Source organism: Haloplanus ruber (assembly GCF_024494725.1).
GTDB classification, from domain to species: Archaea; Halobacteriota; Halobacteria; order Halobacteriales; family Haloferacaceae; genus Haloplanus; species Haloplanus ruber.
The window spans coordinates 1,404,509-1,417,457 of record NZ_JANHDK010000001.1 but is presented as its reverse complement, the minus strand read 5'-3'; the positions used below and the strand labels follow the sequence as shown (position 1 = coordinate 1,417,457).

General features: G+C 67.1%; 13 protein-coding genes. 10 read left to right on the top strand and 3 right to left on the bottom strand.

Features of this window, described 5'->3' with window-relative positions:
* Position 1: 1 nt before the first annotated feature.
* Positions 2 to 1,162, bottom strand: a complete 1,161-nt coding sequence (locus NO878_RS07505) for a pyridoxal phosphate-dependent aminotransferase (RefSeq protein WP_256405339.1) — start codon at positions 1,160 to 1,162, stop codon at positions 2 to 4.
* A gap of 78 nt (positions 1,163 to 1,240) precedes the next feature.
* Between NO878_RS07505 and NO878_RS07500 the strand changes: the two genes are divergently transcribed.
* From NO878_RS07500 to NO878_RS07475, 6 genes are all read left to right on the top strand, one after another.
* Positions 1,241 to 1,987, top strand: coding sequence for a class I SAM-dependent methyltransferase (locus tag NO878_RS07500; RefSeq protein WP_256405338.1), 747 nt, complete (start codon positions 1,241 to 1,243; stop codon positions 1,985 to 1,987).
* Between the two features lie 65 nt (positions 1,988 to 2,052).
* Positions 2,053 to 4,149, top strand: a complete 2,097-nt coding sequence (gene metG / locus NO878_RS07495) for a methionine--tRNA ligase (RefSeq protein WP_256405337.1) — start codon at positions 2,053 to 2,055, stop codon at positions 4,147 to 4,149.
* A gap of 39 nt (positions 4,150 to 4,188) precedes the next feature.
* On the top strand, positions 4,189 to 5,943 hold the full coding sequence (gene pyk / locus NO878_RS07490) for a pyruvate kinase (RefSeq protein WP_256405336.1): 1,755 nt from the start codon (positions 4,189 to 4,191) through the stop codon (positions 5,941 to 5,943).
* Between the two features lie 52 nt (positions 5,944 to 5,995).
* On the top strand, positions 5,996 to 6,196 hold the full coding sequence (locus NO878_RS07485; protein ID WP_256405335.1) for a DUF7312 domain-containing protein: 201 nt from the start codon (positions 5,996 to 5,998) through the stop codon (positions 6,194 to 6,196).
* Positions 6,197 to 6,324: 128 nt separating this feature from the next.
* A complete protein-coding gene (locus NO878_RS07480; RefSeq protein ID WP_256405334.1) occupies positions 6,325 to 7,380 on the top strand; it encodes an outer membrane protein assembly factor BamB family protein in 1,056 nt (351 codons plus the stop codon).
* A 131-nt stretch (positions 7,381 to 7,511) separates the two neighbouring features.
* A complete protein-coding gene (locus tag NO878_RS07475; RefSeq protein ID WP_256405333.1) occupies positions 7,512 to 7,763 on the top strand; it encodes a hypothetical protein in 252 nt (83 codons plus the stop codon).
* Positions 7,764 to 7,801: 38 nt separating this feature from the next.
* On the opposite strand, the gene NO878_RS07470 is transcribed toward NO878_RS07475, so the two are convergent.
* Both NO878_RS07470 and NO878_RS07465 read right to left on the bottom strand, forming a co-directional pair.
* On the bottom strand, positions 7,802 to 7,987 hold the full coding sequence (locus tag NO878_RS07470) for a hypothetical protein (protein ID WP_256405332.1): 186 nt from the start codon (positions 7,985 to 7,987) through the stop codon (positions 7,802 to 7,804).
* Between the two features lie 96 nt (positions 7,988 to 8,083).
* A complete protein-coding gene (locus NO878_RS07465) occupies positions 8,084 to 9,358 on the bottom strand; it encodes an alkaline phosphatase family protein (protein ID WP_256405331.1) in 1,275 nt (424 codons plus the stop codon).
* A 270-nt stretch (positions 9,359 to 9,628) separates the two neighbouring features.
* Here NO878_RS07465 and NO878_RS07460 point away from each other — a divergent pair, with 270 nt between their 5' ends.
* From NO878_RS07460 to NO878_RS07445, 4 genes are read left to right on the top strand one after another with little or no spacing between them, the layout of a single operon-like run.
* Positions 9,629 to 10,675 carry an ABC transporter ATP-binding protein gene (locus tag NO878_RS07460; RefSeq protein ID WP_256405330.1) on the top strand — a complete coding sequence of 349 codons (1,047 nt, stop codon included), beginning with the start codon at positions 9,629 to 9,631 and terminating at the stop codon, positions 10,673 to 10,675.
* On the top strand, positions 10,672 to 11,514 hold the full coding sequence (locus NO878_RS07455; protein WP_256405329.1) for an ABC transporter permease: 843 nt from the start codon (positions 10,672 to 10,674) through the stop codon (positions 11,512 to 11,514). Before NO878_RS07460 ends, NO878_RS07455 begins: the two co-directional genes overlap by 4 nt.
* Positions 11,511 to 12,293 (top strand): ABC transporter permease, encoded by a 783-nt coding sequence (locus NO878_RS07450; RefSeq protein ID WP_256405328.1) that lies wholly within the window; start codon positions 11,511 to 11,513, stop codon positions 12,291 to 12,293. Before NO878_RS07455 ends, NO878_RS07450 begins: the two co-directional genes overlap by 4 nt.
* Positions 12,294 to 12,341: 48 nt before the next feature.
* The gene (locus NO878_RS07445) at positions 12,342 to 12,947 is read left to right on the top strand and encodes a DUF1989 domain-containing protein (RefSeq protein WP_256405327.1); all 606 of its coding nucleotides are present in this window, start codon (positions 12,342 to 12,344) and stop codon (positions 12,945 to 12,947) included.
* The last annotated feature ends 2 nt before the right edge of the window (positions 12,948 to 12,949 follow it).

Genomic DNA, 12,949 nt, shown 5'->3' with positions numbered 1-12,949 from the left:
GCTACCGAGCGTCGGCGAGCGCGCGTTCGATGCGGTCGAGTCCCGTCTCCAGGCGGTCGAGGCTGTTGGCGAAACTCAGGCGGAGCCACCCGTCACCCGCCGCGCCGAAGCCGTCGCCGGGCGCGAGAACGACGCCGTGTTCCCGGAGGAGGTGTTCGGCCATCTCCAGGCTCGTCCCCGGGAGATCCGGGTCGAGGAAGGCGTAGAAGGCTCCCTCGGGTCGCGGGCCGGTCAACCCCTCGATGTCGGCGACTCGCTCGACGACGTAGTCGCGGCGCTCGCGGAAGGCGTCGTACATCTCCTCGGCGTCGTCCTGTGGCCCGGTTAGCGCCGCGAGGGCGGCGTGTTGGCTCACACTCGACGCACAGGAGGTGGTCGACTCGTGAATCTTCGTCGCCTGATCGACGATTTCGGTCGTCCCCGCGAGCCACCCCACTCGCCACCCGGTCATGGCGTAGCGCTTCGAACAGGAGTTGACCGTGAGGACGTTCTCGGGGTGGCCGGTCATGGCGGCGACGCCTTGGGGATCGCGCTCGTAGGAGAGGCCGAGATACACCTCGTCGGCGACGACGTAGGCGTCGTGTTCCGCGGCGGCGTCGACGACGGCGCGGACGGCGTCGGCATCGTACGTCCGTCCCGTGGGGTTGTTGGGCGAACAGAGAATCACCAGCCCCGTCTCGGGGCCGATGGCGTCGACGAGACGGTCGGCATCGAGGGCAAAGCCCGACTCGGTTGGCATCGGGACCGGCGCGGGCACGCCGTCGGCCATCCGAATCTGAACCCAGTAGTTGGGGAAGCCGGGCGTCGGGAAGACCACCTCGTCGCCGGGCGAGACGGTACAGAGGGCGGCGAGATGGAGCGCCTCCATCCCGCCGGCGGTGACGATCACCTCCTCGGGGTCGACCTGGACGCCGTAGTCGCCGGCCATGTGGTCGGCGATGGCCGTCCTGAGTTCCGGGTTGCCGGCGTTGGTGGTGTAACTGGTGTGGCCGTCCCGCGCCGCCCGACAGGCGGCGTCGACGGCGTGTTCGGGCGTGTCGAAATCGGGGATGCCGACCTCTAGGCGCACGAGGTCCTCGTCCATCTCCTCCGCGATGTCGAACATGTAGCGGATGCTGGACCGTTCGACGCCACGGACACGCTCAGTGGGGCCAAGTGTCATAGTCGGCGGTAGCCGGGCGCGTGGAAAAGCTGTTCGATCCCCCGTCAGTTACATGCTGTCGCGGCGTCGACTCCACTCATGCTCCGGCCGTACTTCTTCGGCGTGTATCACTGGCGCGAGCGCCTGGGTCGGATCGCCGCCGCGGGCGTTCTACTCGCCGCCGCCGCCGTCGCCTACCGGCGCGGTGGGCGGACGCTCCGGGCGGTCGCTGCCGGCGTCGCGGCGGGGTCGCTCTACCGTGGCGGCGACGCGACCCGTCGCCTCTGCTCGCCGGCGCCGTGGGCGCTCGACCGCAGCAAGTACGACGCCCTCGGCTCGATCCTGTCGCTCGACGGTGCCGACCGCGTCCTCGACGTGGGGTGTGGCACCGGGCGGTCGGTCGTCGGTCTCGCGCCACACCTCCCCGACGACGCGACGGTGATCGGTCTCGACCCCTTCGACGACCGGGTGATCCTGGGCAACGGCCCGGCGCTGGCGCGACGGAACGGGACACTTGCACGCGTCGATGTCGCTCCGGTCGCGGGCGACGCCGGCCGTCTCCCCCTCGCGGACGGCTCGGTCGACGCCGTCACGGCCTGTCGGGTGCTCCACGACGTGCCCGAAGAGCGGCGGGCGGCAGCCTTTGCGGAACTCCGACGGGTGTGTGCGAACGACGGCGTCGTCGGACTGCTGGAGTTGCCGATCACGCCCGACGGGGTCGACGACCACGAGGTGTACTGGCGGGGGTGTCTCGAAGACGCGGGGCTGACCGTCGAGCGTGTGGCGACCGTTCCGCGCCCGACCCGGGAGGGGACGTACGTCGCCATCGCGGCGACACCGGCGTGACCGCGCGGGTCGCCGCGGGCGCCCGAACCGGCGGGCTTTAGGGGTCCATCGCCCACTGGACACGTATGAGCCACGAGGAGTTCCCCACGGATCGACCGGCGGTGGTGACCTGTGGGTTGCCCTACGCCAACGGCGACCTCCACATCGGCCACCTGCGAACGTACGTCGGCGGGGACGTCTACGCCCGCGCCCTGCGAACACTGGGCCAGGAGACGGCTTTCGTCTCCGGATCGGACATGCACGGGACCCCTGTCGCGGTCAACGCCGAGGAGGCGGGTGTCTCCCCCGAAACGTTCGCCTTGGAGTGGCACGAGACCTACGCGGAGACGTTTCCGAAGTTCGGCGTCGAGTTCGACAACTACGGCCACACCCACGACACGACGAACGTCGAGTTGACGAGCGAAATCGTGCGGACGCTGGACGAGAACGGCCACGTCTACGAGAAGGAGATCATGGTGGCCTACGATCCCGCGGAGGAGCAGTCGCTCCCGGACCGCTACGTCGAGGGGACCTGTCCCTACTGTGGCGAACGCGCCCGCGGTGACGAGTGTGACGAGGGCTGTGGCCGCCACCTCGAACCCGGGGAGATCGAGGACCCTCAGAGTACCATCACCGGCAACCCCGCCGAGTACAGGGAACAGACCCACAAGTTCTTCCGCGTCTCGGCGTTCCAAGACTACCTCGCCGAGTTCATCGACCGTCTCGAGGGGACGGCAAACGCCAAAAACCAGCCCCGGGAGTGGATCGAAGGGGAACTCCGCGACTGGTGTATCACCCGCGATATGGACTGGGGGATCGACTACCCCGACGGCGAGGAGCCGAGCGACGAGAGTGATCTCGTGCTCTATGTCTGGGTCGACGCGCCTATCGAGTACGCCGCCTCGACGAAGCAGTACTCCGAGCGCGTCGGTGCCGACGTCTTCGACTGGGAGGAAGCTTGGAAGGGATCGGCGGACGAGTCCGGCGGAGAGGTGGTTCACGTCATCGGTCGCGACATCATCCAACACCACACCGTCTTCTGGCCCGCCATGTTGCGGGGCGCCGACTACGTCGAACCGCGTGCGGTGATGGCGAGCGGGTTCATCACGCTCAACGGCCAGGGCTTTTCGACCTCGCGCAACCGCGCCGTCTGGGCCGACGAATACCTCGACGAGGGCTTCCATCCGGACCTCCTGCGGTACTATCTCGCCACGAACGGCGGCTTCCAGCAGGACGTCGACTTCTCGTGGGAGCGATTCCGCGAGCGTGTCAACAACGAACTCGTCGGAACCGTCGGCAACTTCGCCTACCGCGCCCTGCTCTTTGCCCACCGCGAGTTCGACGGGACGCCCGACGCCGACCTCTCGACCGAGGTGCGCGAGCGCATCGAAGACGCCATCGACGAGTTCACCGCCGCGGTCAACGACTACTCGGTGCGGGCCGCCGGCGATGCCGCCGTCTCGCTGGCTTCCTTCGGCAACGAGTACATTCAGCAGAACGAACCGTGGAACCTCGTCGACGAGGACCCCGAACGGGCGGCACAGGTGCTCCGGGACTGCGTCCAAGTCGCCAAGGCTGTTTCCGTCCTCTTTGCGCCGGTCGCCCCCGGCACCGCTGATCGCCTGTGGTCGCAGGTCGGCGGCGAGGGGTCGGTTCACGACGTGACCGTCGACGCGGCGCTCGAACCGCCCGCCCCCGACTTCGGTGAACCCGACGAACTCTACGAGAAGATTCCCGCAGAGCGCGTCGAGGAACTCAACGCGAAACTCGAAGCGCGGGTCGCGGAAGCGGAACGCGACGAGGAGGGTGACGCCGACGCGGACGACGACGCCGAAACCGATACCACCCTCGAACCCGTCGAAGCCGACCGGATCGGCTTCGAGGAGTTCCAGGACCTCGACATGCGAGTCGGCGAGATTCTGGAGGCCGAGGGGATCGAGGGGGCGGACGACCTCGCGCGACTCGTCGTCGATATCGGCGTCGAGGAGCGACAGATCGTCGCGGGCATCAAGCAACTCCACGATCTCGACAGCCTGCCCGGGACGCGGGTTGTAGTGCTGGCGAATCTGGAGTCGGCGGAACTGTTCGGCGTCGAGTCCAACGGGATGGTCCTCGCCGCCGGCGAGGAGGCGGACCTCCTGACGACGCTCGCGGACGCCGACCCCGGCGAGCGGGTGCGGTAGGCCGACCGGCTTTTTCACCCGGCCCGTCGAAGGGGCCGTATGCGACGGGCAAAGATCGTCTGTACGCTGGGCCCCGCCTCCGACGACCGGGCGACGATCCGCGAACTCGCCGACGCGGGGATGTCCGTGGCCCGCCTCAACGCGAGCCACGGCACCCACGAGGACCGCGCGGCGCTGATCGAGCGGGTCCACGCGGTCGACGCCGCCACCGACGACCCACTCTCGGTGATGCTCGATCTTCAGGGTCCGGAGGTCCGGACGGCCCCGCTCGACGAGCCGATCCACCTGGCGGCCGACTCGGCGGTTCGATTCGTCGAGGGTGACGCCGCGACGCCCGAGGAGATCGGTCTCTCCTATGCCCTCGGGGCGGTCGACCCCGACGACCGGGTTCTCCTCGACGACGGCCGGATCGAGACGCGTGTGACGGCCGTCGACGGCGACACCGTGACCGCCCGCGTCGTCTCCGGGGGCGAACTCGGGGGTCGAAAGGGGGTGAACGTCCCCGGCGTCGACCTCGATCTGGACGTGGTGACCGAGCGGGACCGTCGGGACATCGAGGTTGCCGTCGAAGGCGGGGCGGACTTCGTCGCGGCGAGTTTCGTCCGCGACGCCGCCGACGTCCTCGCGGTCACCGACGCCATCGAGAACGCGGGTGGGGACATCCCGGTCGTCTCGAAGATCGAGCGGGCGGGCGCGGTCGACAACGTCGACGGCATCGTCGCGGCCTCCTACGGCGTGATGGTCGCCCGAGGCGACCTCGGGGTGGAGTGCCCACTGGAGGACGTCCCGATGATACAGAAGCGGATCATCGGGACCGCACAGGACGCGGGCGTCCCCGTCATCACGGCGACGGAGATGCTGGACTCGATGGTCTCGGCCCGGCGACCGACGCGGGCGGAGGCCTCCGACGTGGCGAACGCGGTGCTCGACGGGACGGACGCGGTGATGCTCTCGGGCGAGACGGCCATCGGTGACCACCCGGTTCGCGTCGTCGAGACGATGGACCGTATCGTCCGCGAGGTAGAGGAGAGCGCGGAGTACGGCGAGACGACTGAGGGACGGGTGCCCGCGGCGGCCGAGGGGTCCCAGACCGAGGCGCTGGCACGGGCGGCGCGCTATCTCGCCCGCGACCTCGGGGCGACGGCTATCGTCGCCGTCTCCGAGTCGGGCTATACGGCTCGCTCCACCGCGAAGTTCCGGCCGAGCGTCCCTGTCGTGGCGACGACGCCGCGGGACTGGGTCCGTCGGCAACTCGCCCTCTCGTGGGGGGTCGACGCCCAGTACGCCGCCTACCGTGAGGACATCGAGGGGATGATCGACGCGGCGGTCGACGCCGCCATCGACGCCGGCGCCGCCGAGAGCGGCGACACCGTCGTCGTCCTCACGGGGATGATGACGGAACTCGAAGGGACCAACACGACGAACACGTTGAAGGTCCACGTCGCCTCGGAGACGGTCGCGACGGGCCGAAACGTCGTGAGCGGGCGGGTCGCCGGCCCCGTCTTCCGGTGTCCGGACGGCGACCTCTCGGACGCCCCCGACGGCGCCATCGTCGTCCTCCCGGCGACCTTCGACGGCCAGTTCGCGGGCGACACCGGCCGCATCGGTGGCATCGTCGACGCCCGGCCGGGGATGACGAGTTACGCCGCGGTAATCGCCCGGGAACGGGGCGTACCGATGGTCAGCGGGGCGCCGCTCCCGGACGACGTCGTCGACGGCACGACGGTGACGATCAACGCCGACCGGGGCGTCGTCTACGAGGGCGACGTGACCCCACGAGAACACAAGCGGTGACCCGCCGCCGCGGGTCGGTATCCCTTTCAGTGATCGGGCGTTATCGAGGACCATGAGCGCAGTTCCGGAGGAGGACCGCGACGAGGGCGAGTCGCAGTGGCGGTTCGGCCTCGACGAGGTTGGCGAGGACGCCGAACCCGACGTGCCGGAGCCAATCGAACCCGAGACGCCGTCCGCCGAGAACGCCGCCTTCGTCATCCTCGGGGTGGCCCTCTCGCTGCTGATCTTCTATGCGGCCCTCGCCGGCCTGTGAGGCCGCGCCGATCCACCCGCCGTCTCCGCACTGGCGCGTCGGCGGGGCCGACCGGGCGAACACCGCTGACTGTGGCTGTGGCGGCGACACTGCGAAGGCTTCTTTTCGGATGAAATGCGTCACGAGGTATGGTCTCCCGCAGACAAACCCTCCAAAGTATCAGCGCCTGCCTCGTCGGTGCTGCCGCCGGTTGTGTCGGCCAGTCGGGTCCCTCCGCCGACCGAATCCGCTGGCAAGCGAGCATCCGCGGCCCGCCCGTCATCGACGAGGGCGACCTCTACGTGATGGAGCGACTGACGCTGCACGCGCTGTCACCGGCCGACGGCAGCACGCGGTGGACGGTCGAATATGACGAGAGCGAGTTCGAACAGCGCCTCTGTCTGGACAGCAACATCACCGTCGACGACCGCCGGATCTACCTGCCGGGTTGTGACGGTCTCCGGGCACTCGATCGATCCAGCGGTGAACGAACTTGGGTCGTCGATGACCCGCTTCGCGGCGCCGTCGCCGTCGCCGACGGACGGGTGTACGCGAACGCCGCCGACCTGCTCGCAATTGACGCCGAGACGGGGGCGGTCGACTGGCGCGTCTCGACCGGCGGCGAGCGTCTCACGCGGCCCGCGGCGACCCCGAACGGCGTCGTCTTCACCAACCGCGTCGACGGCGTCGTCACCGCCTTCGGGACCGACGGCGAGCAACGGTGGCAACACCGGACCGACACCGAAACCCGGGGGCCGACCGTCGCCGACGGCACGGTGTACGTCGCCACGTCGACCGAACCGGGGCGGTCGGGACGACTGCTCGCCCTGAATCTCGACGACGGGACCGTCCGGTGGGAGCGCGACACGCCGTCGCCGAAACGCGGGACGCGACCGGTCGTCGGCCCCGACGCGGTGTATCTCGGGTGTAGCGGACGCGACCACGGTACTCTCGTGGCGCTCGACCGTGCCGACGGGACCGAGCGGTGGTCGTTCACCGACCAGAACAGCACCGTGTACGAACCGGCCGTCACCGCCGAGACGGTGTACGCCGGGTCGAACGACGACCGGCTCTATGCCTTCTCACACGACGGCGAACCGCGGTGGCAGATCGAAACCAACACCACCGTCGGCTCGGTCGTCGCCGGCCGGGACCTCGTCTACGCGTCGAACAACGAGCGACTCTTCGCCGTCGAACGTTCCTGACGCCACCCTGCCGGCACAGGAACCACCGGGAACCAATTTTTCAGCCAATACGTGAAACAATCGCTCAATAGTTCTGATAAAACATGGAAAAATAGGCTTTTGTAGATAGATTACAAAACAATTGACGAACGATGGAGTGGACAGTCTGGATACTTCCGACGCTCGGTGCGAGTATCGGGACGTGGCTGACCGTGCGGGAGCGCGATGGTCGGCCGCCACAACGGCGACACCTGTTCGAGACGGCCGACGGCGACCGTGCCGCCCCGTTCGAGACGCTCGCGGACGGGGCATCCGCCCGGTCGCCTACGTGTTGTCGCTGTGAGCGTGACGTATCCGCGGCGACGTTCCGCTACTGTCGGGCGTGTCTCTCGGAGGGGGCTTGATGAGACCGGTCCGGTGCTGCGACGGGGCGACCGCCGTGTCAGGCGGTCCCCGCGCGCTTCAGTACCTGTGGCGTGACGAGCAAGTCGAGCGCGGCGATCAGGTACGCGACGAGTTGCATCGTCCCGTCGAGGTAGGTGTACGCGACGAAGGCGATTACCAGCGCACCGCTCGCGCCGACGCCGTATCTGATTGCGGGGTTGGCAAACGGATTTCCCTGTGCCATGTAGCTATCGAGCAGACAGAGCGGTGATATACATTGTGTCGTGTTTCCGAGGCGGAGACGCCGACCGATCCGAGTGACGGGACGTGGCGCCGGCCGCTACTGGAGTGTCCGGAGGTTCGCGACGGCGAAGGGCACCAGCATCTCCGCGGGGGAGAGACCGCCGTGCATCCCCACCTCCTCTGGGGTGTCCCCGCCGAACCACACGCTCTCGCTTCGGGGGACACAGAGCAGGTCGGGCGCGCTCCGTTCGAACGCCGGGGTGGGGTCGCCGGGGCCGAACAGGTCCTCGGTCACGTACTCTGCCCGGGAGAACGTCAGACAGTCGACCGTCCGTTCGAGGACGCGCCGCACGGTCTCGACCCGGCCGTCGCGCAGGTGAAACTGCAGTTGTCGGGGACTCCCGAGCGGCGGAATCCGGGTCCCGTCGGCGGCTTCGGCGAGGGCACGCCGCACAACGTCGTTGCCCGTCAGATCGACGTGGCCGTCGGTCTCGATGTGGCCGTGATCGGCCGTCACGGCCACCAGCGTCTCACGGGCGCGCTCGGCGTCGACGCGACACAGTGCCCGATCCAGAGACGCCACGATGTCTTCGAGTTGCGACGCCGTCGCCTCGGCCCGAGGGCCTGCCTCGTGGGACAGGGCGTCGATCTGGGGGAGATACGCGAACAGGTACTGTGTCCCCTCGTTTTCGAGTTCGCGTCGCACGGCGGCGGCCAGTTCGGGAACCGACTGGTATCCGACGTACGCGTCGGCGCCGGCGTCGTACCCACCCGGGTCCGGGTCGTCGAACGCGGCGGGCCTGAACAGCACCGTTCGCACGCCCGCTGGCATCCGCTCGTAGAGCGACTCGACGTCGTAGAGGGTCTCCGAGGCCGGCGGGGTTTCGGGAGCGACTGTCCGTACAGGTTCGCCCGCCGCGGTCAGGTACGGGAGCGACTGGACGCGCCCGACGCCGGTCAGATGTCGCCACCAGCCGAGCGACCCGTGTTCCACGGGGTAGCGACCGCTGTGGAGGGAGGGAAGAGCGGCCGCCGTCTCGGAGGGAAACGGGGCCGTCAGGGGCGTGACAGTGCCGCGACGCTCGAACCGTTCCAACAGGTCCGTCCGGCGCTGGTCGTCGTCGACGACGCGACACCAGCCGTCGTAGCCAAGCCCGTCGATCAGCACGACCAAGACGGTGGTCGTTCTCCCGTGATCGGCGTCACGATAGGTGTCCGGCGGCAGCGTCGGGATGCCAGCCGGGGCCGCATCGAGGACCGAGAGACACGTTCCGGGGACGCCGACGACGCAGTACCCGCCGTACGCTGGGGCGAGAGATCCGGGTCGCTCGGCGCCGTCACGGAGCGAACGGGCGATGCGATCACGCCTCATCGTCGACCGATTCCGCTCCGCGATTGATAAACCCTCCACGACCGGTGTCGGCGGAGCCACGCCCCGGACCGACGGCAGCGCGGTGGTCTCGCCGCCGGTTCGTGGGGCGCCGACGCCGCCGTTCGGTGGAGACGGACGCCCCACGCCGTACGCTCTTTTGCGCGAATTCGAAATATCATCCGCAACAAGTGGTGGTTCAGTAAGATATTGTACACATGTACCGTGTGAGAGTAGCACTAGATTTAATACAATACCACAAAACGGGTCGGTATGCTCGAAGTTGAGAACCTGACGAAATTCTACGGGGATTTACGTGCTGTCAACGATCTCTCCTTCCGGATCGAGGAGGGAGAGTTCGGCACGCTGCTCGGTCCGAGTGGGTGCGGAAAGAGTACCACGCTACGCACCATCGCCGGGCTCGTCGACCCGACCGAGGGCGGGATCTACCTCCGTGGCGACGACGTGACGGGACAAGCCCCGAACGAGCGAAACATCGGGCTGGTGTTCCAGGACTCCGCGACGTTCCCCCACATGACCGTCGAGGAGAACATCGAATACGGCCTCAAGATGAGCGGGTTCGACCCCGACGAGCGAGAGAAGCAGATCACGAAGTATCTCGACCTCGTCCAGATTTCCGAGTACCGGGATCACCGACCCACCGAACTGAGTGGCGGTCAGGAACGCCGCGTCTCTATCGCCCGGGCGCTCGCCTACGAACCCGACATCCTCCTCCTCGACGAACCGCTGACTGGTCTCGACCGCGTACTGCGCCAGGACCTCCGCAACGAAATCAAGCAGATCCAACGTGAGGTGGAGGTCACGACCCTGTATGTCACCCACGACCAGGAGGAGGCGCTCTCGATGTCCGATAAGATTCTCGTCCTCAACAACGGGGAGAAACAGCAGGAGGGAACGCCGACCGAAATCTACGACGATCCGTCGAACCGGTTCGTCGCGAACTTCGTCGGGAAGTCGACGCGACTTCCGGGCACGGTGGCGTCCCACGACCCGCCGCAGATCGACACCCCGATTGGAACGGTTCCGACCGATACGGCGTCGCTCGACGGCTTCGACCCGGGTGCGGACGTCGAAGTGTTCCTCCGACCGGAGGACCTCAGCCTCGCCGACGCCGGTGACGGAGTGCTTCGAGGGTCCGTCACGAACGTCGAATATCTGGGTACGTACAGCGAGGTACTGATCGACGCCGGCGAGGGGATTCAGGCCGTGCTCCACACGAGCACCTCCGCCAACGTCGACATCGGCGACGAGGTCGCCCTGACGTTCGACCCGTCCAACGTAATCGTTCTCGAAGCATGATCATCGAAGGCATCCCCGTCCCGAAGTTCGTCGAACGCCGCGTCTCGTCGCGCTCGCTGGCCGCCTTCGGACTCGGGTTTCTCACCGTCTTCTATATCGTCCCCATTCTGTTTCTCTACTGGAACAGCCTGAACTTCGGGGGCGGCGGCCTCTTCAGCAACTACGAGCGGGCGTTCAGCAATATCTATCTCGTGACGCTCGGGCGGTCGTTTTACTTCGGGGCGCTCACCACCGTCGTCACCCTTGCGCTCGGATACGTGCTCGCGTACTACATCGCCTTCCGGTCCTCGCGGGAGAAGTTCCTCCTCGGACTCGTCGTCCTCCCGCTCTGGATCGCGTACGTGATCCGCTATCTCGGGATTCAGCTCCTGCTGTTCCCGTCCAGCCCACTCGTCCAGTTGCTCGGCACCGACTTCGGCATCCTGTTTTCGACAAAGGGCGTCATCGTCGGTCTCACGACCGTCTTCCTGCCATTCGCGATTCTTCCGATCTACCACGCGCTCAAATCCATCGACGAGGACCTCATCGACGCGTCTCGTATCCTCGGGGCGACCCAACTGCGGACCGTGCGCTCGGTGATCCTCCCGTTGAGTCTGTCGGGTGTGGTCGCCGGCGGGATCATCGTGTTCATCCTCGCGACCGGGTCGTTCCTGGCTCCGGCGATGCTCGGCGGGCCGAGCGATACGATGATCGCGAACGTCATCGAGCAGTCCTACTCGCAGACGTTCGACCTCGGTCTCGCGTCGAGTTTGGCGGTCATCTACACGACCATCCTACTTGTCTTGCTCATGGTGTTCAACAGCTACGTCAACCTCGGGGAGGTGTTGGGTGAACTATGAATCGGACCAGTCGATTCAGGTTCGGCTACCTGCCGGTCGCGCTGATCGTCTACGCGCTGTTGCTCGTGCCGGTGGCGCTCGTCATCATCACGTCGCTGACGACGTCGTCGGTGCCGACGATTCCGACCGACGGCCTGAGTCTGCAGTGGTACGGCGAGCTGGCGGGGAGCAGCCAGATCCTCAACGCACTCGTCGTCAGCACCGTCGTCGCAGTCGCATCGGCGGTCGTCTCCGGACTCATCGGGACGATTACTGCCTTCGGGTTCGTCCGCAGTGACTTCCCGTACAAGCAGACGGTCTCGACGGTACTTCTGCTCCCGCTGATGATCTCGCCGGTCATCACGGGACTCGCCATCGTCCAGTACGCGGGGATGATCCGGCTCCCCGGCGACTACCCCGTGTTGATCCTCGGGCACGTGGTGCTCACGCTCCCATACGTGTTCCTGATCATCCGTGCCAGACTCGTCACGTTCGACGAGACGCTCGAACAGGCCTCTCTGATCATGGGCGCCAACTGGCTGGAGACGGCGCTCAACGTGACGCTCCCGATCATCTCGCCGAGCGTCTTCACCGGCGCTCTGATCGCCTTCGTCGTCTCGTTCGGTGAGTTCACCGCAACCCAGTTCCTCATCTCGCCGGGCACCACAACCGTTCCCGTCATCATCTACACGGAGTTGCGGACCGGCCTCACGCCGACGATCAGCGCCCTCGCGACGGTGCTTGCGGTGATCATGCTGGTCGCCGCGGTCATCGGCGAGGTCAGCGGCGGCGACGCCTGACGCCCCCTGGGTTTATATCCCACTCCGTCCGACTTCGCGGCGTCGACAATGCTCGAACGACGAATCCCCGAGAAGCGTGGCGCCGCGTTCGAAGTCACCGCGGGCGAGACGTTCGACGTGACCGACGTGGCCGGCCAGCAGGTCGCCGACTTGGTCGCGTTCGCCGCCGAAGACCCAACCGAACGACTCTCGACGAAGTACACGTATCGGCGGAGCGGGAGGGTCAGCGTGACGACCGACGACACCCTGTACACCACCGAGGGCGATCCGATCCTCACCATCACCGCCGACGACTGCGGTGACCACGACCTTCTGTACGGCCCGTGCAACGAGTGGATTCTCGCCGACTACTACGATCAGCCGGAAGCGAACGGCTGTCGTGAGAACCTCTCGGAGGCGATAGCGCCGCTCGGCGTCGATCCCGCTCTCGTCCTCGAAACGCTGAACATCTTCATGCGAGCGACGGTCACTGACGGGCGGATCGACATTCGAGAACCACAGTCGGCCCCCGGCGACACCGTCCGATTCCGCGCGGACCGGGACTGCTACGTCGCGGTCTCTGCGTGTGCGGGCGAATCGACGGTCAACGCCGGTGACACCGGCCCTATCGATGTCACCGTCCCCGACGGCACGGACGTACACACGAACTGGTAGCG